22 protein-coding genes and 1 riboswitch are annotated in these 22,826 nt (G+C 64.2%); of the genes, 13 read left to right on the forward strand and 9 right to left on the reverse strand.

The features are described 5' to 3' along the window. Positions 1-2: 2 nt before the first annotated feature. Complete coding sequence (asnB, locus tag ASH04_RS09845) at positions 3-1,931, reverse strand: asparagine synthase (glutamine-hydrolyzing) (protein WP_032387839.1); 1,929 nt, start codon at positions 1,929-1,931, stop codon at positions 3-5. Positions 1,932-2,153: 222 nt separating this feature from the next. Here asnB and ctaC point away from each other — a divergent pair, with 222 nt between their 5' ends. From ctaC to ASH04_RS27155, 3 genes are all read left to right on the forward strand, one after another. Then, positions 2,154-3,233, forward strand: a complete 1,080-nt coding sequence (gene ctaC / locus ASH04_RS09850; RefSeq protein ID WP_027497387.1) for an aa3-type cytochrome oxidase subunit II — start codon at positions 2,154-2,156, stop codon at positions 3,231-3,233. Positions 3,234-3,251: 18 nt separating this feature from the next. Next, on the forward strand, positions 3,252-3,668 hold the full coding sequence (locus ASH04_RS09855; protein ID WP_027497386.1) for a cytochrome c oxidase subunit 4: 417 nt from the start codon (positions 3,252-3,254) through the stop codon (positions 3,666-3,668). A gap of 407 nt (positions 3,669-4,075) precedes the next feature. Beyond that, positions 4,076-4,252 carry a VOC family protein gene (locus tag ASH04_RS27155; RefSeq protein WP_235579978.1) on the forward strand — a complete coding sequence of 59 codons (177 nt, stop codon included), beginning with the start codon at positions 4,076-4,078 and terminating at the stop codon, positions 4,250-4,252. Positions 4,253-4,373: 121 nt separating this feature from the next. Here the strand turns inward: ASH04_RS27155 and ASH04_RS09865 are convergent, their stop codons facing one another. The 5 genes from ASH04_RS09865 to ctaE form a co-directional block, all read right to left on the reverse strand. Beyond that, positions 4,374-4,649 (reverse strand): helix-turn-helix domain-containing protein, encoded by a 276-nt coding sequence (locus ASH04_RS09865; protein ID WP_032370291.1) that lies wholly within the window; start codon positions 4,647-4,649, stop codon positions 4,374-4,376. A 306-nt stretch (positions 4,650-4,955) separates the two neighbouring features. Further along, complete coding sequence (qcrB, locus tag ASH04_RS09870) at positions 4,956-6,740, reverse strand: cytochrome bc1 complex cytochrome b subunit (RefSeq protein ID WP_057473403.1); 1,785 nt, start codon at positions 6,738-6,740, stop codon at positions 4,956-4,958. Next, positions 6,737-7,930 (reverse strand): cytochrome bc1 complex Rieske iron-sulfur subunit, encoded by a 1,194-nt coding sequence (qcrA, locus tag ASH04_RS09875; RefSeq protein WP_230074373.1) that lies wholly within the window; start codon positions 7,928-7,930, stop codon positions 6,737-6,739. Before qcrA ends, qcrB begins: the two co-directional genes overlap by 4 nt. Then, the gene (gene qcrC, locus ASH04_RS09880) at positions 7,927-8,775 is read right to left on the reverse strand and encodes a cytochrome bc1 complex diheme cytochrome c subunit (protein WP_057473404.1); all 849 of its coding nucleotides are present in this window, start codon (positions 8,773-8,775) and stop codon (positions 7,927-7,929) included. The genes qcrA and qcrC overlap by 4 nt, the downstream gene beginning before the upstream one ends. Before the next feature lie 83 nt (positions 8,776-8,858). After that, positions 8,859-9,470 (reverse strand): aa3-type cytochrome oxidase subunit III, encoded by a 612-nt coding sequence (ctaE, locus tag ASH04_RS09885; RefSeq protein ID WP_027497380.1) that lies wholly within the window; start codon positions 9,468-9,470, stop codon positions 8,859-8,861. 151 nt (positions 9,471-9,621) lie between these two features. Between ctaE and ASH04_RS09890 the strand changes: the two genes are divergently transcribed. Together ASH04_RS09890 and trpD are read left to right on the forward strand one after the other, a co-directional pair. After that, on the forward strand, positions 9,622-10,098 hold the full coding sequence (locus tag ASH04_RS09890; RefSeq protein WP_032370292.1) for a hypothetical protein: 477 nt from the start codon (positions 9,622-9,624) through the stop codon (positions 10,096-10,098). Between the two features lie 51 nt (positions 10,099-10,149). After that, positions 10,150-11,211, forward strand: a complete 1,062-nt coding sequence (gene trpD, locus ASH04_RS09895) for an anthranilate phosphoribosyltransferase (RefSeq protein WP_057473405.1) — start codon at positions 10,150-10,152, stop codon at positions 11,209-11,211. A gap of 11 nt (positions 11,212-11,222) precedes the next feature. Here trpD and ASH04_RS09900 read toward each other — a convergent pair whose 3' ends face one another. Both ASH04_RS09900 and ASH04_RS09905 read right to left on the reverse strand, forming a co-directional pair. Beyond that, the gene (locus ASH04_RS09900; protein WP_032370294.1) at positions 11,223-11,498 is read right to left on the reverse strand and encodes an Lrp/AsnC family transcriptional regulator; all 276 of its coding nucleotides are present in this window, start codon (positions 11,496-11,498) and stop codon (positions 11,223-11,225) included. Positions 11,499-11,621: 123 nt separating this feature from the next. Further along, on the reverse strand, positions 11,622-13,337 hold the full coding sequence (locus ASH04_RS09905) for a DEDD exonuclease domain-containing protein (RefSeq protein ID WP_032370295.1): 1,716 nt from the start codon (positions 13,335-13,337) through the stop codon (positions 11,622-11,624). Between the two features lie 169 nt (positions 13,338-13,506). Between ASH04_RS09905 and ASH04_RS09910 the strand changes: the two genes are divergently transcribed. The 5 genes from ASH04_RS09910 to ASH04_RS09930 all read left to right on the forward strand — a co-directional run bounded on the left by ASH04_RS09910 (position 13,507) and on the right by ASH04_RS09930 (position 18,606). Beyond that, complete coding sequence (locus tag ASH04_RS09910) at positions 13,507-13,788, forward strand: hypothetical protein (RefSeq protein ID WP_032384652.1); 282 nt, start codon at positions 13,507-13,509, stop codon at positions 13,786-13,788. Positions 13,789-13,903: 115 nt separating this feature from the next. Continuing rightward, a riboswitch (cyclic di-AMP (ydaO/yuaA leader) is annotated at positions 13,904-14,066 on the forward strand. A 16-nt stretch (positions 14,067-14,082) separates the two neighbouring features. Then, complete coding sequence (locus tag ASH04_RS09915; protein WP_027497375.1) at positions 14,083-14,637, forward strand: C40 family peptidase; 555 nt, start codon at positions 14,083-14,085, stop codon at positions 14,635-14,637. Positions 14,638-15,027: 390 nt separating this feature from the next. Next, positions 15,028-16,011 (forward strand): C40 family peptidase, encoded by a 984-nt coding sequence (locus tag ASH04_RS09920; RefSeq protein ID WP_080735560.1) that lies wholly within the window; start codon positions 15,028-15,030, stop codon positions 16,009-16,011. A gap of 29 nt (positions 16,012-16,040) precedes the next feature. Further along, on the forward strand, positions 16,041-17,423 hold the full coding sequence (locus ASH04_RS09925) for a hypothetical protein (RefSeq protein ID WP_057473406.1): 1,383 nt from the start codon (positions 16,041-16,043) through the stop codon (positions 17,421-17,423). Positions 17,424-17,481: 58 nt separating this feature from the next. Then, positions 17,482-18,606 (forward strand): glycosyltransferase family 4 protein, encoded by a 1,125-nt coding sequence (locus tag ASH04_RS09930; RefSeq protein ID WP_027497373.1) that lies wholly within the window; start codon positions 17,482-17,484, stop codon positions 18,604-18,606. Positions 18,607-18,645: 39 nt separating this feature from the next. On the opposite strand, the gene ASH04_RS09935 is transcribed toward ASH04_RS09930, so the two are convergent. Then, complete coding sequence (locus tag ASH04_RS09935) at positions 18,646-20,451, reverse strand: AMP-dependent synthetase/ligase (protein ID WP_032370297.1); 1,806 nt, start codon at positions 20,449-20,451, stop codon at positions 18,646-18,648. A 133-nt stretch (positions 20,452-20,584) separates the two neighbouring features. Here ASH04_RS09935 and ASH04_RS09940 point away from each other — a divergent pair, with 133 nt between their 5' ends. From ASH04_RS09940 to ASH04_RS09950, 3 genes are all read left to right on the forward strand, one after another. Beyond that, positions 20,585-20,977 carry a hypothetical protein gene (locus tag ASH04_RS09940; protein ID WP_027497371.1) on the forward strand — a complete coding sequence of 131 codons (393 nt, stop codon included), beginning with the start codon at positions 20,585-20,587 and terminating at the stop codon, positions 20,975-20,977. 133 nt (positions 20,978-21,110) lie between these two features. Further along, positions 21,111-21,545 carry an SRPBCC family protein gene (locus ASH04_RS09945; protein ID WP_027497370.1) on the forward strand — a complete coding sequence of 145 codons (435 nt, stop codon included), beginning with the start codon at positions 21,111-21,113 and terminating at the stop codon, positions 21,543-21,545. A gap of 41 nt (positions 21,546-21,586) precedes the next feature. Continuing rightward, positions 21,587-22,801: an ArsA family ATPase gene (locus tag ASH04_RS09950; RefSeq protein ID WP_256991814.1), complete on the forward strand. Its 1,215-nt coding sequence runs from the start codon at positions 21,587-21,589 to the stop codon at positions 22,799-22,801. The last annotated feature ends 25 nt before the right edge of the window (positions 22,802-22,826 follow it).

Raw genomic sequence — 22,826 nt, forward strand, 5'->3', positions numbered from 1 at the left:
AGTCAGATGTTGACCGGGTACTCCGGCTCGGCGATCTGCGGCACGATGCGCTTCTCCACGAAGATCCCGTGCCACACCATGAAGATGAGCAGCGTCCACAGGCGACGGCTGTGATCCGATTTGCCTGCCCGATGGTCGTCGAGCATGGCGACGATGGCTGCCTTGTTCAGAAGGTGATCGGTCTGTGACTCGGCGATCTGCTGGTGAGCCCAGTCGAAGAGTTCGGTACCGCGCAGCCAGTGGCGCAGTGGCACCGGAAAACCGAGCTTGGCGCGGTGCAGCACATGACCGGGAACGATGCCTTCCAGCGCCTGGCGCAGCGCGTATTTGGTAGTGCTCTTGGTGATCTTCTGGTCCAACGGCAACTTCTCCGCCACGCGATAGACCTCGGAATCGAGGAACGGGACGCGCAGCTCGAGCGAGTTCGCCATGGTGATCTTGTCGGCCTTGACCAGAATGTCGCCGCGAAGCCAGGTGAACAGATCCAGATGCTGCATACGAGCCACGGGATCCCACCCCTGCGACTGCGCGTAGATGGGCGCGGTGACGTCCTGATGCGTCCACTCCGAACGGAACTCACGCAGCACCGATCGCAACTGCGCGTCGTTGAAGCTGCGTGCGTTGCCGTAGTAGCGCTCCTCGAGGGTCATCGATCCTCGGTGCAGCAAGCTCTTGCCGCGCGTGCCTTCGGGAATGCGCTCGCTCAACGATCCGGCTGCGCGGCGTAGAAATGCGGGTAGAGACTCGAACGGCTTCAACGACAGCGGCTCGCGGTAGATGGTGTAGCCGCCGAACAGTTCGTCCGCACCCTCTCCGGACAGCACGACCTTGACGTGTTTGCGAGCTTCTTTGGCGACGAAGTAGAGCGGTACGAGCGCCGGATCGGCCACCGGGTCGTCCAGGTACCAGACGATCTCGGGAATGGACGCCGCGAACTCTTCAGGTCCGACCACTTTCACGATGTGCCGAGCACCTATCGCGGCTGCCGACTCCGCTGCAACGTCGACCTCGGAGTAACCCTCGCGCTCGAAGCCGGTCGTGAAGGTGATCAAGTTCGGATTGTGTCGAATCGCCAGTGCCGCGATGGCCGTGGAATCGATGCCGCCCGAGAGGAAGGAACCGACGGTCACGTCGGCTCGCATGTGCTTGGCGACCGAATCTTCGAGCGCCTCGGCAATCTCCTGGTAGCGAGCCTTCTCGCTGCCGGGAGCGAAAGGCTTCACCGGGAACGTCGGTGTGAAGTATCGGGTGATCTTCGGCGGCGTACCGGGGGAGAGGGTGGCGTAGCAACCCGACTCGAGCCGCCTGATCCCCGCGTGCAGCGTCTCCGGTTCCGGGACGTACTGAAGCACGGTGTAGTGCTCGATGGCCCGCGGGTCGAGATCGAGCTCGACGCCCAGCAGCTCCATCAGTTCGAGAACGCTCTTCTTCTCACTGCCGAACGCGGTTCCACCCGGGCCCGTGGCGTAGAACAGCGGCTTGATGCCGAAGGGATCGCGCGCGATGAACATCTCGCGCGTCTCGGTGTCCCAGATGGCGAAGGCGAACATTCCTCGCAGACGTTGCACGGCGGCAGCGCCCCAGTAGTGGAATGCCGCAACGATCGATTCGCTGTCACCTTCGGTGGCGAATTCTGCACCGTGATCGCGCGCGAGCTCAGCACGCAACTCGAGGTAGTTGTAGATCTCGCCGTTGAACACCAACGCGTACCGGTCGGGTGAACCCGGAGGTCCCCACCGCATCGGCTGATGCGAGTGTTCGATGTCGATGAACGAGAGTCGATTGAAGCCGTACACGACGTCGTCGTCGTGCCAGGTGCCACCGGGCTCGTCCGGGCCTCGATGGCGCATGCAGTGAGTCGCCGAGCTCACCAGCTCGACGCCGGCGGCGGTCGTTCCGTGAGATGTCAGTACTCCGAGCAGTCCACACACAGCGTCTGCTACCTCTTCTCGCAGTTGGGGACAATGCCGGGGGCCGGATCTCCGCGTGTCGTCAGCGGGACGGTCGATCAGGAACCGAGTATGCCGCAGACACGCTCGAACCTAGGTAACGACCCAAGGGTGGCTCCGCGTCAGCTTTGGTCTACGCTGCGTAGTACTCGGGCATCTCCATGTGGAAGCCCTTATTCTTCAGTGGTGGGCAATCAGGAAGGCGTGAACGTGGCGCATAGTCGGATCCTTCGGCGAGCGGGGCTGACAGCATTTCTCGGTGTAGCCGCGTTGATGCTGTCGGGCTGTTCCATCAGCAGTGACAACGTACTCAATTTCGGTTTCGCCTCGGGCGTCACTCCGCAGGGACGACGCATCGGCGACCTGTGGACCTGGTCGGTCATCGCCGCCCTGGTCATGGGCATCGTCGTGTGGGTCTTGATCTTCTGGGTGGTGCTCTTCCACCGTAAGAAGAAGAGCTCCCCGGAGTTCCCGCGTCAGACCGCGTACAACGTTCCGCTCGAGCTGTTCTACACGGCGGTTCCGTTCGTGATCATCGCCGTGCTCTTCTACTTCACCGTCGTGGTTCAGAACTACGTCGACGAGAAGCAGGCAGATCCCGACGTCCAGGTCGACGTGACCGCATACCAGTGGAACTGGAAGTTCGGATACCGGACCATCGACCTCAAGGACGGTGCTGCCAAGTACGAGGGCACCGACGAAGAGGAGCAGGCCGCCGCAGAAGCCGCCGCAACTCCCGGCGAAGGTGCCGAGGGTAGCGAGGACGGCGAGTTCGTACCCGGTGCGATCCACGGTGCCATTCCCCAGGATCTGTCCTACCTGCACTACAACAAGATCGAAACGGTCGGTTCCAGCGCCGAGATTCCGGTGCTCGTCCTTCCCACCGGAAAGCGCATCGAATTCGTGCTGGCATCCTCGGACGTCATCCACGGCTTCTGGGTTCCGGAGTTCTTGTTCAAGCGTGACGTTCTCCCCAACCCCGAGGAGAACCATTCCGACAACGTGTTCCAGATCAGCGAAATCGAGCGCGAGGGTTCGTTCGTCGGTCGATGCACGGAAATGTGCGGCACGTTCCACTCGATGATGAACTTCGAGGTTCGCGCCGTGTCCCCGGACAAGTTCGAGCAGTACATCGAGCTGCGCAAGCCGTTGTCCGAGGGTGGCGAAGCGCTGACCAACGCGCAGGCGCTCGAAGCCATCGGTGAGAGCCCGCTCGCGACCAGCACCTCGCCGTTCGAGACCGATCGCACCGTCCGTACCGCCACCGTCGCCGAAGGCAACTGACCAAGGAAGCATGCTGATATGAAAATCGAAGCGAAGATCTTCGAGATCCTCACGGTCTTCTTCCTCCTGGTCGGCATCGTGTATGCGCTGTTCACAGGATTGAGCCGAACCGGCGTCGAGTGGGCAGGCGTCACGGCGATCTTCCTGTCGGTCGGCCTGACGCTGATCGTCGGAACGTACTTCCGATTCGTAGCTCGACGGCTCGACACTCGGCCCGAAGACTTCGACGACGCCGAGGTAAGTGACGGCGCAGGCGACCTGGGCTTCTTCAGCCCCGGCAGCTTCTGGCCGTTCGTGCTGGCCGTGGCGGCGTCGATCACCGCTCTGGGCTTTGCCTTCTTCCAGCCCTGGTTGATCGCTCTGGGCGTCGTGTGCGTCATCGCCTCGGCCGCTGGATTGGTCTTCGAGTACCACATCGGTGCCGAACGCCACTGACCTGTAGACACCCGGAAAGGGCCCCGATCGTTCACGAGAGCGATCGGGGCCCTTTTCTGTGCTGGGACGTGCACACCGGGGACATCGCTCGAGTGCAGGGGCATTCCGACCGGGTCAGCCGGCGGGGGGGTCGAGTGCTTTTCGGCCAGAACTGTGGCGAGCTGACCGATGCGTTCGCGAGCTGCGGCTGGTGTGAGTACTTCGATTAGGAACCCTCTATGCCTGCACCGAACCTGTTCTTGATCGGCGTCCGGTAGACCCAGGCCGCCACCGCCTTCTACATCGACCTGTTCGAGATCGAACCGACCTTCACGAGTCCCCACTAGGTTGCTTTCGACGTTGCCCCCGGTGTACTGCTCGCGTTGTGGACGGGCTACGCCGAGCACTCTGTACCGAGCACACCCCGCATGAGCGAGATCGGACTCATGGTGCCCGGCCCCTCGGAGGCAGTCGACAACATATTCACCGATTGGGTCGCGAAAGGAGTTGCCCTAGTGCAGAAGCCACACGACGCCGTCTTCGGCCGCACTTTCGTGATCGCGGACCCCGACGGCAACCTCGTCAGGGTCTCGCCGATCGACTGAGAAGCACCACGCCTACCTACTGCGGGTCGCTGAGGGACCGGCCACACCCCAAGGGCCGGTCCTTCGTCATGGACTGGAACGCATGAACGTCCCGGAAGACCACGGCGCGGATCCGAACCAGTCAGGACGCGTCTGCCTCCCGCAGGGTCGACGACACATCCGTCGTGGATTCGAGCAGTGCATCGAGCGAGATCTCCAACGCAGTGCACAGTGCGGCGACGGTAAAGAATGCCGGGGTTGCGATACGCCCGGTCTCGATTTTTCTGAGTGTTTCGACGGAAATGCCTGCGGCGTCGGAAACCTCGGTCATGGTCCGGCTGCCCCGGAAACGGCGCAAAGCTGTGCCCAAGCGAGCACCACGCGCGAGTTCACCGGGACTGAGTGGGATACGGACCATACACCGATACTAATACCGGTCGAGACCGACCGGGCCGATGCTCGTCACCGATGGGTCTGCAGACTACCGGCAGGTGAGTGCCGACTCCGACTCGAGCATTACCGCGCTCTGAATCGGCAGTCCTCGGGCGGGGGAGGGGAGTGGAGCCTGTGAGAGTTGCGGCCTCCGTTCACAGGACTCCCGCGGACCGATGGAGATCCAGCCGGATCGTCTCCGGACATATGTCGAGCGGGTAGCACCGCCACCACACGAAAAAGGGCGGCACCGTTGCCGGTGCCGCCCTTCAGCGGAATGCGTTGTCAGGACTCAGTGATCGCGATCGCTGTCCTGACGACCCGAAGAAATCGAGGTGTCTTCGTGCCCGTCGGCATGGCCGTTGCCGTTGGCGCGGCCATTGGAATGACCGTTGCCGTTGGCGTGACCGTTCGTATGGCCGTTGCCGTTGGTATGGCCGTTGCCGTTCGAGTGGCCATTGCCCAGAATGCCCGCCTGGTAGTTGCGAAGCATTGCCAACTGCTCGTGCTCGCCCTTGTGGAGTGCATCCTCGAGGGCCTTGCTCTGCTCAACGGGGTCCGGGGTGAACAGTGAACCCGAGCCGGGCTTACCGGCAGAACCGAGCTTGTTCATCTTCTTGGGGACCGCTGCACCCTGGTAATCGAGCGGGATCGGGTGACCGTGATCGTCGACCGGTCCGAGCGGCTGGTGGATTTCCACGTACTGGCCGTGCGGGAGTCGCTTGATGATTCCGGTTTCGATGCCGTGCTCGAGAACTGCCCGGTCGCTGCGCTGTAGGCCGATGCAGAACCGGTACGCGACGAAGTATGCGATCGGCGGAGCAATGAGCACTCCGATTCTACCGATCCACGTCATCGCATTGAGCGAGATGTCGAACTTGTACGCGATCAGGTCGTTGACGCACGAGAGCGTCAGAACGACGTAGAAGGCGATGGACATTGCGCCGATCGCAGTACGGACCGGCACGTCGCGGGGACGCTGCAGCAGGTTGTGGTGTGCGTTGTCTCCGGTGAGACGCTTCTCGATCCACGGGTAGGCAATCATCACGGTGAAGACGAGGCCCATGATCACGGCCACCCAGAAGACTGCAGGAATCGTGTAGCGACCAGCGATGTAGATGTCCCATGCCGGCCACAGACGCGCCAGGCCGTCGGTCCACATCATGTAGAAGTCGGGCTGCGAACCTGCGGACACCTGAGACGGGTTGTACGGACCGAGCGCCCAGATCGGGTTGATCTGCAGCAGTCCGCCCATGGCAGCGATCACGCCGAACGTCACGGCGAAGAACGCACCGGACTTGACGGCGAAGACCGGAAGGATACGAACGCCGACGACGTTGGTTTCCGTACGGCCGGGTCCGGGGAACTGCGTGTGCTTCTGGTACCAGACCAAAGCCAGGTGAGCTGCGATCAGCGCCAGGATGATGGCCGGTAGAAGCAGCACGTGCGCCACGTACAGGCGAGGAATGATGATCGTGCCGGGGAAGTCCCCATCGAAGATCAACCAGTGCATCCAGGTGCCGACGATCGGGATGCTCATCGTGATTCCGGAGAACGCGGCGCGGAGGCCGGTGCCCGAGAGCAGATCGTCGGGGAGCGAGTATCCGAAGAAGCCCTCGAACATCGCCAGGATCAGCAGCAGGCAGCCGATGACCCAGTTGGCCTCACGGGGACGACGGAACGCACCGGTGAAGAAGATGCGCATCATGTGCACGATGATCGACGCGGCGAACATCAGTGCTGCCCAGTGGTGGATCTGGCGCATGAACAGACCGCCGCGCACCTCGAACGAGATGTCGAGTGCTGTCGCGTAGGCACGTGACATGGTCACGCCGTTGAGCGGGGTGTACGCGCCCTGGTAGACGACCTCGCTGAGCGAAGGATCGAAGAACAGGGTGAGGAAGACGCCGGAGATCAGCAGGATCACGAAGCTGTACAGCGCGATCTCACCGAGCAGGAACGACCAGTGGGTGGGGAACACCTTGTTGATCTGGCGGCGCAAACCTGGTGCCAAGTGGTAACGACTGTCTACGTCGTCCGCCTGCTTGGCGGCGAGGGTTTGCAGTGAAGGACTCATGAATCACGCTCCGGTCGACGTTCCCAGAAGGCGGGACCCAGTGCTTCGTGGAAGTCGTGCTGTGCCACTAGGTAACCCTCCTCGTTGACTGTGATGGGAAGCTGAGGCAGCGCGCGCGCAGCCGGTCCGAAGATCGGCTTGCCGTACTCGAGCGCGTTGAACTGCGACTGATGGCAAGGGCAGAGAATGCGGTTGGTCTGCTGCTCGAACAACGATGTCGGGCAACCCAGGTGCGTGCAGATCTTGGAGTAGGCGTAGTAATCGCCGTAGTTGTAGCTCTCCTGGCCCTTGCGCTTGATGACCGTGCTTGCGTCGTCGGGACGCAAACGAATGAGCATGACTGCGTTACGGATACCGCGGAGTGACATGAGCAGGTCGTGCTCGCTCTCGCGGTCCGCCTCGCGGAACGGGAAGACAGTTTCCATGGCACCAGCGTCCAAGTCCTCGGGCCGTACGAGAACAACATCTTCCGGTCGCCCGGTGTCTCGTCGGAGGTAGATCGTCTCTCCATCGTAGCGAGGCGTCCAGCCGGATACCCACAACGGAGAATCTTCGCCCTTGGCCCAGGGATTCTTGATGAGGCCGCCGAGGGGGAGCAGTGCCATGACGCCGAGAGCGCCGCCGCCGAACAGAAGCGAACGCTTGATGACCTTGCGTCGTCCGATGGTCGACGTGTCGAGCGAATCGCCCAGCTCGGCGACCAGGGTCTTGCGGTCCGTTTCCGACGAGCTTCCGTCGTGGCGGTCCTGGATGGAGACCTCTTCGGGGATGAACTTCTTGGTGAACTGCACGGCACCGACGCCGACGGCGAGGATCGCAAGACCCATCGTTCCGCCGATCAGCGGCGTGTACAGCGAGTACAGGTTGTAGTTGTCGTCACCGATGCCCGCGTACTGCCAAGGCCAGAAGAGGTAGACGCCGATGAACGCGACTGCCGACAGGCCGGCGATGGCAAACCAGATCGCCACGCTGCGCTCTGCGCGCTTCTCGGCGCGAGTACCTTCCACAGCCCAGCGATTACGACGGAATGCGACATCCACACCGTCGAGATTGGTGCCGAGTTCGACCAACTCGTCCCGGCTGAGCGCTGCCAACTCCTCGTCGGTGTACTTCTTGTCGGGATTCACACCCTCGGCATTGGTGCCGTCGGTGTTGTCGGCGTCCTTACGGCCGGAATCGCCGTCGCTCATGATCTAGCTCCGATCCACAATGTTGCGCCGACGACAGCGGCGATTCCGACAACCCACAGGGCGATCATCTCGGTACCGGGACCGAAGCCACCGAGACCCCAGCCGCCTGCGGCCTTGGTTTCCTGGGCCGACTTGACGTAGGCGATGATGTCCGACTTCTCCTCGATCGTCAGCTGACGGTCGGAGAACTTGGGCATGTTCTGCGGACCGGTGACCATCGCGGTGTAGATCTCCTGCTCGTTGGCAGGCCCGAGGTCCGGCGCGAACTTGCCCGACGACAGTGCGCCGCCCTGGCCGGTGAAGTTGTGGCAGGACGCGCAGTTCAGGCGGAACAGCTCGCTGCCTCGGGCGACGTCGTCGCCGCGAAGCGACTCCTGCGCCACCTCACCGTTCTCGTCGAGAATGACCGTCGGGCCGCCGCCGTTGGCCTGGATGTAAGCACCGAGCGCGTCGATCTGCTTGTCGTCGAACTTCGGCGGCTTGCGCAGTGCCTGTGCCTCGTTGCGAACAGCCGGCATACGGCCACTCGACACCTGGAAGTAGACGGCAGCTTCACCGACACCGATGAGACTCGGTCCGCGATCCTGAACACCCTGCAAATTGGCACCGTGGCACGTCACGCACGACGTGTCGTAGAGCTGCTTGCCTTCGCGGATCAGCGCCGCCGAATCGGTATCGGCTGTTGCAACCTGGGGTGTAGGCGTCAGGGCCGACGCGAGGAAACCCGCGCTCAGAAGGCCCATCATCAGAACGAGTGCACCGGTGACGCGTCGACGCGTCTTACGCTTGCGTCGCGCCTTCGAGGCCGAAGTGTCGTCGGTTGCTGCTGGGGGAGATGTACTCATCTTCTATCCCTTGTCGTGTCGGGACGGGCCGAACGTCGGGGGCTGAATCCGTTCGCTCGATATCTGTGGCTTGCTGACTGTCACTAGCGGATGAAGTAGATCGTCGCGAAGAGGGCAATCCAGACGATGTCGACGAAGTGCCAGTAATACGAAACGACGATGGCGGCGGTGGCCTGCGCGGGCGTGAACTTGCTGACCAGGGTTCTGGTGATCAGGAAGACGAAGGCGATGAGTCCGCCGATCACGTGCAAACCGTGGAAGCCGGTCGTGATGTAGAAGACCGAGCCGTACACGCTGCTCGAGAGCGTCGTGCCCTCGTGGACCAGGTGGTAGTACTCGTATCCCTGACCGGCGACGAAGAACGCGCCCATTGCCAGGGTGACGATGTACCACCGACGAAGCCCGAACACGTCGCCACGCTCGGCAGCGAACACGCCCAGCTGGCAGGTGAACGAAGAAGCGATCAGCACGGCCGTCACCGGAACAGCCAGCCCGAGGTTCAGCTCGGTCGGCTCCGGCGGCCAGTTTCCATTCGCCTGCGCGCGTGCGACGAAGTACATCGCAAACAGCCCGGCGAAGAACATGAGTTCACTCGACAGCCACACGATCGTGCCGACGCTGACCATATTGGGACGGTTCAGCGAGTGCACGCGTTGGGTGATTGCCGATCCTTGAGTCCCTACAGCGCTCGTCACAGAAAGAAGTATGACCCGTCGTAGTACGGAAGGCATATCCGGGTCCGGTCTTGGCGCGTCGCGGAGGAACGATTCCGAGCGCGCCGTTGTTCCCGCGCTGGTGGAGGGGCCTGTACGGGCCGGTAGGGTCCAGTCGTGCAAGGCTGGCCTCATGGCAAAGAGCAGTGCAGGTGGGTGGTTTCGGCGGTTGTTCTCGCGGTCGACCGCGGAACGTCTGGACCCCACGCGCGAAGATCTGGTGGTAGTGGCGAGCTGCTTCGACGACGCGCGGGCGTGCTCCGCCGTTCTCGACGAGGCGGCGAACACAGAACCCACGTGGATCGAGTCCTCCGAGGTGCTGTTGCGGCATCACCTCGTGCTGCCCGCGCACGAAGTCGACGATGCGGCAGCCGTCGCGGCGCAGGATGCGTACGAGGTCGGTCCGCAGGTCGAACTACCGGACGACACCGGGTATCGGCCGCAAGTCGATGACGGTGTCGCTCTGGTCCTGCAGCGGGTACAGGTGCTCGACGCGTTGCACTGTTCGCAGGAGAGGTCTCGCATGGCGGGTCTCGCGCAACGGCGTGGGGGAGCGGTACTGGGGTGGGATGCGCTGCAGCCCGCCTCACCCGCCGACACGTCTGACTAAGCTTCCACCGCACCGCGCGCATCGACAGCAGAAGGGCACGGCACATCCACCATGACCGCAGGGACCAGTGACGAGCAGCCGCGAACGTGGCGTCGAATCCTCGGAGCGTTGACCACGCACGCCGACCTGTCGAGCGCCGATACCGGCTGGGTGATGGACGAGATCATGTCCGACAACGCCACAGCCGCTCAGATCGCTGCCTTCGGGGTGGCACTGAAGATGAAGGGCCCCACTCCCGCGGAACTGGAGGGTCTCGCCGACTCCATGCTCGCGCACGCATTTCTGGTCGAGACCGACCGTGACGCGGTGGACGTCGTCGGAACCGGCGGCGATGGTGCGGACACGGTGAACATCTCCACGATGGCCGCGATCGTCGTCGCTGCCAGCGGAATACGCGTCGTCAAACACGGTAACCGTGCAGCGTCGTCCAAGAGTGGTACGACCGATGTGCTCGAGGCGCTGGGCGTGCGGGTCACCCTGGGGCCCGCCGGGGTGGCGTCGAGCGTCGAGCAGGTTGGGATCGGGTTCTGCTTCGCGCCGATCCACCACCCCGCACTTCGGTTCTCCGGTCCGGCGCGCAAGGAGATCGGAATTCCGACGATCTTCAATGTGCTGGGCCCCCTGACCAACCCGGGCCGCCCACGCGCCGGACTGATCGGCTGCGCATTCGAGAATCTGGTGCCCGTCGTCGCCGGCGTGTTCGCTCGACGCGGTAGTTCGGTTCTCGTCGTCCGTGGTGACGACGGGCTCGACGAAATCACCCTGTCCACCACGACCACCGTGCACGTGGTGTCCGACGGGACCGTCACCGTCGACTCGATCGACCCGGCCGATTACGGAATCGCTCGGGCACCCATCGAGGCCCTCCGAGGCGGGGACGCGAAATTCAATGCAGCAGTGGCACATCGCGTGTTCGCAGGCGAACACGGACCCGTCCGTGACGCCGTGCTACTCAACGCCGCCGCGGCCATGGCCGCGCATCGAGGAGTCTCGGGAAACCTGCACGAGCAAATCGAAGCCGGATTGGCAACTGCGGCAACGGTTGTCGACAACGGTTCCGCGGCCCGCCTGCTTGCCGACTGGGCACGCTGCACCACCGCGCTGGCCGACTGAATCACACCGAACTACTCGCCGATCGAGAATCCTGCATCGACGTCGGCACTCGAATACGACTGAAACGCAATGTGAGTCGTCGTACTGCGAACACCACGAACACGATTGATGTGCTTGGTGATGACCTCGGCGATCGACGCATGATCACGCACCTTGACGATGGCAATCAGATCGACGTCGCCGGCGCACGAATACACCTCCGACACACCGTCCACATCGGCAACGGCCTGCGCCGTCTCCGGAATCAGATCGGCCTCGGCGTCGATCAAGACGATGGCATTGATCATCTGTGCTCCTCACGCGTCTCCGGGCTCACACACGACGCGAGCTCGACCCAACCGAGACAACACTAGTTGCTCGGCCGACTCCACTCTCGCTTCATCGGTCGTTCCGCGGGCTGCACTCCTGCCTCATCGGTCGTTCCGCGGGCTCCACTCCTGCCGCGTTGCTTCTCGGGCCGTTCGACACCACTCCTCCCACGAACCCGCAGACCGAGCAGGGCTGCAGTAGCCACTGCTGGTGCGAACGATGCGCACCCCGTCCGTGTGGAGCCACGACGCGATCAGGCCCACCTCTTCCGGCGGCGCACCGCGAAGTGGCGTCGCATCGGGCATCACCGTCTCGGCCGACGCCGTGATCGCATCGACGACGGGCATCGGGTGCACCCCTCTCGGCGCGACGGCCGCCCCGGCCAAGCGGCCGAAGCGCACCACCATCAGCTCCCAGCCACCGTCGGCCGTCCGCCTGGCCGCCACGAGCTCGGCGATGGCCGCAACGGCGGCTGCTCGGTGCATCCTGCGGAGCACGTTCACCGTCACCGCGATTCGATCGCGGAGACGCGCGGCTGTCTCGAACAGTTCACGGTCCGCGAGCTCGGCGACGCGGCGTCGCATCGCGAACAGCAGCTCGTCGTCGTGTCCACACACGAACGCCAGAAATTTCGCCGGGGCACCCGAGTACTCCTCGGCCGTCAGGGGCCCGGAGAACGCCGCTGGGCAGCCACCGACGTCCGTCGCGGTGCACTCGTCACCGTGTCGAACCGCGCGGCCCAACCGGCGGGTGCATGTACGAAGTCGACAGAATTCTGCGGCGAGGGCGGAGGCCTCCGCCGCGTCCGCCCGAACAGCGAACGGTCCGAGGCTGTTGGGTGCGGGAGTGCGCACGATCGACAGACGCGGAAACGCTTCGTCGGTGAGGGTGACCCACCACCCTTTGCGGGGAAACTTCGATCGGCGGTTGTAAGGCGGGACGTGAGCCGAGAGCAGCCGTAATTCGCGGACTCCTGCCTCGAGTGCGTGCGCACATTCGACGTGGTCCACGCGAGTGGCGAGCGAGACCATCTCCTTCATCCGACCACGTGTCTCGGAACCGGTGAAGTAGTTGCGCACCCGACGCTTGAGGTTGTTCGAGGTGCCTACGTACAGGACCTCGTCCGACGGTCCTCGGAAGAGGTAGACGCCGGGTGTATCGGGCAGGTGTGCGGCCAGGCCGCGTTTGGCTCGTTGCCCCGCCGACACCGCAGGGAGGTAGTCGACCAGTTCCGCGTAGCTGTGTACGCCCTGGTTGCCCACTCGTTCGATCAGGCCGTGCAACACGTCCACCGTGGCACGCGCGTCGTCCAATGCTCGGTGAGTCGGCCGAGTGCTGGATCTGAACAACGTCGACAGGGCGGACAGTTTCACCGAGGGTGCCTCGTCGCGCGTGAGCACTCGCCGGGCGAGTTTGACCGTGCAGAGCACCTGGAAGCGGGGCCAGGCTATGTCGAGTCGACTTGCTGCGGCCTTGAGAAATCCCGTGTCGAACCCGGCGTTGTGTGCCACCAGTACCGATCCGCGAGCGAACTCGAGAAAGCCGGGGAGAACGCGTTCGATGCGGGGAGCCCCGATCAGCATCGCCGTCGTGATGCCGGTCAACTCGACGATGTAGGGCGGGATCGATCTGCCCGGGTCGACGAGGGTAGCGAATTCGCCGATGATCTCGCCGCCTCTGACCTTGACTGCCCCGATTTCGGTGATTGCCTCCGTGTCAGCGCTGCCACCAGTGGTTTCGAGGTCGACGACGACGAACGTGGTGGCGTGAAGCGGGGTGTCGAGTTCGTCGAACGTCAGCTGGATCGGCAGGCTCACTGCGACGACGTTAGGGCCGACCTCCGACAAGAACGCCGAACACGGCGTCGGAGGGCATCGTGTCGGTAGGTGCCGATTGTCGAGTCGCGGAACCTGTCGGTGGCTGGCGCTACCTTTCGTTCGATCGGCCGATTACACCGTCCGACGCGACAAAGAGACAAGGATCACAATGATCATCGACTGCAGTGACTGCCTGGTTCGTGACATCGCCTGCGCCGACTGCGTTGTGACGGTGCTTCTGGGGGCTCCCGGGATGCCCGCGAGATCGGATGGGCAATGGGTCGGTTCACCGTCTCGTATCACCCTCGAGCAGGAAGAACTCGGTGCCATGGGTGTGCTCGCCGACGTCGGTATGGTGCCCGCACTCAAGCTCGTCGTGAACGACGACGGCACCGCGGATGTTCCCCTGTTATCGACTCGTGACACACCGGGCGATCAACGCGCCGGGTAGCGAGAACACGGCCGAATTCGGTCCGTTCGGCGCGTTGGGGTCGACACAGGGGTATGCCATTTCGTAACCTTCCTGAGACCTTGCGGAGTCTTGCCAGTCCAAACCGGAGTGGCGTCGCAAGTCACCGCCTAATCGATCACTCGCGAGAGTGTTCGTACCGGGAACCCGATATTTACTGGGGTGAATCCCGCCGAGTCACCGATGGTGGCCGGTGGGTAGGGCTGCTCTTCCCAGCCCGAACCCGTCAGCTAACTCGGTCGGCGGACGAGTGGAAGAAACGGAGCACCATCTTTCGTGGCGTCACAACTTTCCAACCGAACATTGCGGCGAGCTCTCGTAGCCGGAGCGCTCACGGCAGGCGTGGTGATTCTCCCCGCTGCACCGGCAATGGCGGCCCCAGTCACCATCCCCGGCGTCGGAACCTTCGAGATTCCTGACATCCCGGGTCTCCCTCCCCTCAACATTCCGGGCATGCCCGCTCCGGGTGCGCCCCTTGCTCCGCAGGTCACCCCGGCTGCCAAGGCCGTCCAGGCGGCGGAGTCCAAGATCGGCGCTCCGTACGTGTACGGCGCATCGGGTCCGGATTCGTTCGACTGCTCGGGCCTGATCCAGTGGGCCTACAAGCAGGCCGGCGTCAGCCTGCCCCGTACGAGCTACGACCAGGCAGCCGCGGGCACCCCGGTCTCGCGTGACAGCCTGATGCCCGGCGACGTCGTCTCGTTCTACGGCGGCTCGCACTCGGGTATGTACATCGGCGACGGCAACGTCGTGCACGCATCCACGTCCGGCGTGCCGGTCAAGGTTGCTCCCGTGGACTCCATGCCGTTCGACGGTGCTCGGCGCTACTGAGCCGAGCGCTCCGACCGGAGTTGTGTACCGACCGACAGGGTCGATCCGTTTCGACGGTTCGGCCCTGTTGTCGTTTCCAGGGACGGTTTCCGGGCGACACGCCGGTACGGTGGACAGCAGAGCGTCCAGTTCGTAATCTGATCGAGACCTCTCCGACGTTTGGTTTGTGATCTGTCACGTGCAGACTGCGTCGATTTCGGACCGTGTTCACGTCCGCGCCCAGCTGAGCATGGGTATCGTTCGGTTCCGGTCACTTTTTCCAACCGCCACTCCAGCTGGAATGGCATATGTCAGGACGGAGAGTCGCTTTCCGTGGCGATATCGAGAACCACCCGAGTTCTACGGCTAGTAGGTAGCTCGGTGACCACAGCCGTTGCGGCCGCGTGCATCATGGTGGTGCCGATCACGACGGCGACCGCCGATCCGGGCTTCGGCTCGGCTTCCGACGCGCAGGCGAAGCTGGCGGAGCTGTCCAGAGAGTCGGAACAGACCAACGAGTCGCTGCACAACGCGCAGATCGATCTCGACGCTCGGGCTCGCGAGCAGCTCGATGCGCAAACCGCCGTCGATGCCAGTCGGGCGGCCCTCGACGCCGCCCAGTCGCAGCTGGCGCAGCTCAAACCCGCCATGGACAAGGTGGCCAATGTCAACTACCAGGGCGCTCGCACCAACCGGTTGTTCGCGGTCATGGTCAGCGACTCCCCGCAACAGTTGCTCGACCAAATGTCGGCCCTCGATGTCATCTCCGCCGAGACAGCCGGCCAGGTAGCTCGGTTCCAGCAGGCCAGCGCGGATGCATCCGCGGCAGAGCAGGCCGCCGCGACCGCCGCAGAACAGGCCAGAGTCGCCGCCGAGCAGGCCAAAGCAGTCAGCGACGATCTGCAGGCGAAGCAGAGTGAACTTCAGGGCCAGATCGCCGAAGTCATGGCCGCGTACAGCGCGCTTTCCTCGTCCGAGCAGCTGGCCCTCGCGGGATCGGCGCTTCCCGAAGGTTTCGACCCCTCCACGATTCTGAAGAACTTGACGCCGGGATCCGGTTCCAGCGCATTGCAAGCCGGTCTCACACAGATCGGCAAGCCGTACGTCTGGGGAGCGACCGGCCCCGACGGTTTCGACTGCTCCGGGTTGGTCGTCTGGGCTTACAAGCAGGTCGGAAAGACGTTGCCGCGGTCGAGTCAGGCTCAGGCTGCCGGCGGAACTCCCGTCGATCAGAAGGATCTGCAGCCGGGAGACGTCGTTCTGTTCTACCCGGACGCATCACACGTCGGTATCTACGCCGGTAACGGCAACGTTCTGCATGCCTCCACCTTCGGGGTACCGGTGAAGGTCCAGTCGATGGCGTCGTTCCCGTTCTACGGGGCCCGTCGATACTGACTGTGCCGCGAACGACGACTGACGCCTGAATGAGCGGTACGGAACGGCCGTCCGTTGTCCACGCTCTCACCGCGTCGGGGCGGGCGCGATGGATGGCAGTCCTGGTCGTTCTGGCAGTGGCGTCGACGCTGCTGTTGGTTCATCGTCACGACGGTCCTGCATCGGGAGCGGCGACATCGAGCGCATCGACTTCGTCCGATCCGTCGGCTTCGCAGAATCCGCCGACCTACGACGAGCAGCGCCGCGCCGAAGTGACCGAGCTGCTCGAGCGCTGGGCGGCTGCCCTCCGTTCCGGCGACGAATCGGCGCTGCGTGGGTTGCTCGACCCCCTCGCGGATCCGACGTTCGTGGATGCGCAGGTCCGCCGGGCGACTGTCGTTCCGACGGTTCCTTTCTCGGACTTCGACTACGAGATCGGTGACGAACCCGAGACCCCCGTGCCGTCGTCGATTGCCGAGCAGCTGGATGCCACCGATGTGTGGGCTCCACCGGTGTACCTGCGGTACGCCGTGCAGGGCCCGGATGCCTCGCCGACCCGCCGGCCGGTTTCGCTGGTGGTCGCCGAACGCGACGGCCAGTGGCGACTGGTCGACGACGCCGACTTGCCGACCTACCGTCGCCACACCTGGCGTGGTCCGTGGGATTTCGGGCCCGTGACGGTGCGCTCGGTCGCCACTGCATCCGGCACGTCGGTGGTGTTGGGACATCCCGACCGTGAGCAGGTCGTGGCAGATGTGGCCGCCGAGCTGCCCGCGGCGACCGCTGCGGTCACCGACTTCTGGGGAGCCGACTGGGCCCGGGACGGACTGGTGTTCGTCAGTTCGACGGCCGAGGAGTTCGACGAATCGACGGGGTCCTCGCCCTCGACGGACGTGGCCGCAGTGACCGTGTCCGACGCCGTGGCCGGCGGGTCGCGTCCGGCGGGTCAGCGCGTCGTGTTCGGTCCCGATGCCGCGTCGCGGCTGACTCCGTTCACTCTTCGTTCGGTGCTTCGGCACGAGTTGACGCATGTGGCGGCGCGGGCGAAGACGGCGGAAGGCACCGCGTTGTGGGTGGCGGAGGGTTTCGCCGACTATTCCGGGTATCGCAGTTCCGGTGCCGACTTCCGGCAGCTGGCACCTACTCTGGCATCGATCGTGGCTGCCGGTGGCCCGCCGACCGTGTTGCCGAAAGACGAGGATTTCGGTGCAGGCGGCACCCGCTCCAACGTGGCCTACGAGTCAGCCTGGTCGGTCTTCGCGTTCGTGGCCGACCGGTACGGCGAGTCCACGTTGCGCAGGTTCTACGAGGCGCTGGCGGCCGGACCCGGGTCGGACGGAGTCGTCGACGCAGCGATCACCTCGGTCCTTAGTTCGAGCCGAACCCGGTTCGTCGCGGAGTGGGGCAACTGGGTGGCCGCTCGGTCACGCTGACCCGGACGTGCGCGTCGTCGACACGAGCTGTCCGATCGGGAGCGCTACGGTTGTCGTCATGCGTCGGACTCTTCTGGTGACGAACGACTTTCCGCCCCGGCCGGGCGGAATCCAGTCCTATTTGCACAGCTTCGCCTCGCAGTTGCCCGCCGACGAGCTCGTGGTCTACGCGCCGCGGTGGCGTGGGGATTCGCACGTGAAGTTCGATGCGAAACAACCCTTCGAGGTCATCAGGCATCCGACCACGTTGATGCTGCCTACTCCGTTGGTGGCTCGCCGCGCAGCACGCATCGTGAAGACCCGAGGGTGCGACTCGGTGTGGTTCGGTGCCGCGGCCCCGCTGGCGGTGATGTCGTCACACCTGCGCAAAGCCGGGGCGGATCGCATCGTGGCGAGCACGCACGGCCACGAGGTGGGGTGGTCGATGGTGCCCGGTGGTCGCGCGACGCTGCGCACTATCGGGGAGAACACCGATGTGGTGACCTACGTGAGCAAGTACACGCGGAGCCGATTCAGCTCGGCGTTCGGGGCGTCGGCGGCACTCGAGCATCTGCCGCCGGGGGTCGACACCGATCGCTTCGTGCCCGACGATGCCGCGAGGACGGAGTTACGTGCTCGGTACGGCCTCGGTGACCGACCGACGGTTCTGTGTCTGTCGCGGCTGGTGCCGCGAAAGGGCCAGGACTTTCTGATCCGGGCGCTACCTGAGATCCGGCGCGCGGTGGACGGGGCGGTTCTGGTGATCGTCGGCGGCGGTCCGTACGAGAACACGTTGCGCGAACTCGTTCGCTCCACCGGGATGGAGCAGCACGTGGTGTTCACCGGGACAGTACCGTCGGCGGAACTGGCTGCCCATCACACGATTGCCGACGTATTCGCGATGCCGAGCCGCACCCGAGGCGCGGGCCTCGACGTCGAGGGGCTCGGAATCGTCTACCTCGAGGCGTCGGCCTGTGGCGTTCCGGTGGTTGCCGGGATGTCGGGAGGCGCGCCGGAAGCTGTGCAGCACAACAAGACCGGGCTCGTCGTCGACGGGACTTCGGTGTCGTCCATCGCCGACGCGATCGTGACGATCCTGTCCGATCGAACACTGGCGACGCAGATGGGCAACGCCGGTCGGGCATGGGTCGACGCGGAATGGCGCTGGGACGTGCTGACGGAGAAACTGCGGTCGCTGATCTGACCGGGCGGTCCGCTCGCACCACGGCTTACGCCACGCGTGTCACCTCGCGTAGATCGCCTCGATCTCATCGGCGTACGCCTTGGTGATGACATTGCGCTTGAGCTTCATCGTCGGCGTCAATTCGCCGCTCTCCTCCGAGAAGTCGTGGGGGAGCAGGCGGTACTTCTTGATGGATTCCGCGTGCGACACCGACTTGTTGGCATCGGCGACGGCGGCGTCGATCTCGGCGACGAGATCGGGGTCGGCCTGCAGATCCGCTGCCGTGGCGTCGGAGTCCTTGCCGTGTGCGGACTTCCACTTGTCGAACGCATCCGGATCCAGGGTGATGAGGGCACCGATGAAGGGCTTCTGGTCACCGACCACCACGGCCTGACTGATCAGTGCTCCGGCACGAAGGTGATCTTCGAGGCCCGCGGGGGAGACGTTCTTGCCGCCGGCGGTGACGATCAGTTCCTTCTTGCGGCCGGAGATCGTGATGTATCCCTCCTCGTCGACGGATCCGAGATCGCCGGTGCGGAACCACCCGTCGTCGAGGGATTCCGCGGTCGCCTTCTCGTTTCGCCAATATCCGTCGAACACAACGGGTCCGCGTAGTTGGATCTCACCGTCGCCGGCGATGCGGACGGTGTTCCCGGGTAGCGGGCGTCCGACGCTGCCCACACGTTGGAATCCGATCGTGTTCACCGCGAAAGCCGCAGTGGTTTCTGTCAGGCCGTAGCCCTCGTAGATGGTCACGCCGATGCCGCGGTAGAAGTGACCGAGTCTCGCTCCCAGTGGTGCGCCGCCCGAGATGGCGAGTTCGCACTTGCCGCCGAGAGCGGTCCGCAGCTTCGCGTAGACCAGCTTGTCGAACACGAAATGCTTGGCGCGCAACACGATCGACGGGCCACCGGAGTCCTGCGCCTGGCTCCACGCCACTGCGCACTCGGTCGCGAGATCGAAGATCTTGCCCTTGCCGTCGCTGTGTGCCTTCTGCTTCGCAGTGTTGAAGACCTTCTCGAACACGCGCGGCACGGACAGAATGAAGTCCGGTCGAAATGTCCCGAAGGTCGCGACCAGGTTGGGAATGTCGTTGGTGTGGCCGAGGGTGACTCCGGCATCGAACGACGCGATACTCACCGCGCGAGCGAGGACGTGCGCCATCGGAAGGAACATCAACGTACTGCGGCCCTGTGTCAGAAGAGCTTTCAACGACGTCTGGCGAATGCCGCGAGATTCCGCAAGGAGGTTCGCATGCGTCAATTGCACACCTTTGGGGCGGCCGGTAGTGCCCGAGGTGTAGATCAACGTGGCCGGATCGGACGAGCGAAGTGTCGAGACTCGTTCGTGCACAACGTCTTCGGAGACGTCCGCGCCGTTGTCGATCAGAGCCTGCACTGCGCCCGTGCCGGAAGCGTTGTCGATCACGAACGTTCGACGTACCGACGGCGCCGCAGCTACGACGGCTTCTGTCTCCCGTACGTGCGCGTCGTTCTCGAGGACCAACAGAACCGGCTCGGCGTCTTCGAGAATCCACTCGACCTGGCCCGCCGACGACGTCTCGTAGATCGGCACGGTCACTCCGCCCGCGGCCCAGATCGCGTAGTCGATGACCGACCACTCGAATCGCGTGGACGACATGAGCGCGACGCGATCGCCCTGCTCGATACCTGCCGCGACGAGGCCCCTGGCCACGTCGACGACCAGTCGCTCGAATTCTGCGGCACCGACATCGGTCCATCGGCCGTCGTCGAGCCGACGGAACACCACGGCATCCGGCGACGTCCGAGCGCGGGCGAAGACGCTGTCGACAGCCGAGTCGGTGTCCGCGATGTCGTACTCGGCGGAAACAGTGAACTCGCGCACGGGATTACCTCCGGATCGAACGGGTTGGAGAAAGTCGATAGCTCGGCTTCACAGATACTCTAGACCCGGGGCGCGCGGTCCCGAATGTGCCTCGGCGGTCCTGGTCTCGGACCCGATATGTGAAGCTCTGACGATGAGCAGTATTCAAGTTGCGGATCAGACATTCGTGGCAGCGCCCGGTGCGGCGGTGGCGCAGGCGTTCGTCTCGCCGGAGCGGTGGCGGCGGTGGTGGCCGGACCTGTCGCTGACCGTGACCGAGGATCGCGGCGAGAAGGGCATTCGGTGGTCGGTCCGCGGCGGCGTCGTCGGAACGATGGAGCTGTGGCTCGAGCCCGTACTCGACGGCGTCATCGTCCACTACTTCCTGCACGCCGAGCCGGCCTCACCAAGTGAGTCGGCCACCGAGCAGCATGCGCGTCGGGTGGCCGGCCGCGCCATGACCTTCGAGCTGAAGCGGGAGCTCGAGGCCGGGAGGTCAGCGGGCGAGGCACCCCACCACGTAGCGTCGAGTTCAGCTCCCGAATGAACCGCGCGGTACGGTCGGCCGGTTCGCGTTGTGCGTCGGCGGTTCGATCGTGTGAGATAGGCCTGCCGCGGGTTACACAGCAGGCAGCGAACGAAGCGGATCGAAGTACCCGAGAGGAAGCGGACCAGTAGTCATGGCGGAGAAAACCCAGAGGTCGATCGTCGTCGAAGCCCCACCGAGTCGGGTCATGGACGTCATCGCCGATTTCGACGCGTATCCCACGTGGGTGTCCGCCGCGAAGTCCGTCGAGGTCCTCGAAGTCGGTGCGGACGGACGGGGAAAGCGGGTCAAGTTCGTGCTCGACGCCGGAATGGTGAAAGACACGTACGAACTCGAGTACGACTGGGCCGCGGACGGCAATTCGGTGTCGTGGAATCTCGTCTCGGGCGAAATGCAGAAATCTCAGAACGGGTCGTACTCGCTGCGTGAGACCGGCAACGGCACCGACGTGACGTACGAGCTCACTGTCGATCTGAACATTCCGATGATCGGCCTGTTCAAGCGCAAAGCAGAGAAGGTCATCACCGACACTGCGCTCAAGGAATTGAAGAAGCGGGTCGAAGGCTGACCGACGCTCGCCCCGAACCCCGCACCACGGTATCGCTGTTCATCGGCAAAGGTGGCGCGGGGAAGACCACCCTGGCGTCTGCGTCGGGTCTTGCGCTCGCGGCCTCGGGCCGGGAGGTGCTGATTGCCTCCCTCGACCAGGCGCACTCGCTCCGCGACGCCCTCGGCGCACAAGGTGACACCGACCAGGACTCGGGCATCGGAGCGGTTGCTCCGAACCTGGACGTCGTCGAGATCGATACCTCGCGGCTGCTCGAAGAGCGGTACCGCGGTCTGGGTTCGATGCTGTCGGTGGCTTCGGCAGGCCACGAACACGGCGTGAGTTTCGGCGCGATCGAGCCGGAGGAGCTGATGGGGTTCCCGGGTATCGAGGAGCTGTTGGGATTGCACGAGGTGTCCCGGCTCGTCGACGAAGGTCGTTGGGACACAGTGATAGTCGATCTTCCGGCATCGGGGGATGCGCTGCGAACCCTGCAGCTGCCCGACACCGTCTCGTCCTATTTCGAGCGCGTGTGGCCGCGCCACGATCGCATGGTCGCCGGCACCGGAACCGACGTGCGGCTCACGCTCGTGGTGGCCATGATCGAGCGGATCCTCGGACAGATCGAATCGGTCCGGGCGCTGATCACCGATCCCGACCGGACCGGGGCAACCGTGGTCCTGACCCCCGAGCACCTGTCCATCGTCGACGCCGAACGCACGCTCTCCGCAGCGGCTCTGTTCGGCGTTCGCGTCGACCGACTGCTGGTGAACCGGATGCTCCCGGCTCTCAATTCTTCGTCGATCGGTCTGGTCGGAGCTCATCCTGCGGTGTTCTGGTTCGAGCGATGGCGGGCCGCGCAGCTCGACGCCGTGGCCGAACTCCGAGGACGCGTCGGCGCGGTTCCGATCGTGGAGGTGGAGCACTGTGAAGTGGAACCGGTAGGGTTGGGCCCCTTGCAGGATGTGGCCGAGCACCTGGCACCGCACTCCCTCGAACGACGTGCGTCGAGCCCGGCCGGTCGACCGTCGGTCGAACTCGAGTCGGGGAGCGGACTCGAATCCGTGTACGCGATGAGAATGCTTCTGCCGGTAGTCGATTCGACCACCTTGGGTCTGGGGCGAGTGGAGGACGACTTGATAGTGAGTGCCGACGGTAGGCGGCGACGCGTCACGTTGGCGTCGGTGTTGCGTCGGTGTATTGCCGATTCTGCGGAACTCGACGGCCCGTTCCTGGTGGTGCGTTTCCGACCCGACCCCGATGTGTGGCCGCTGTGAGCGGCCGAGCCATGACCGTAAGAGC

The organism is Rhodococcus sp. Leaf233 (assembly GCF_001426165.1).
In the GTDB taxonomy this organism is placed as follows: domain Bacteria; phylum Actinomycetota; class Actinomycetes; order Mycobacteriales; family Mycobacteriaceae; genus Rhodococcoides; species Rhodococcoides fascians.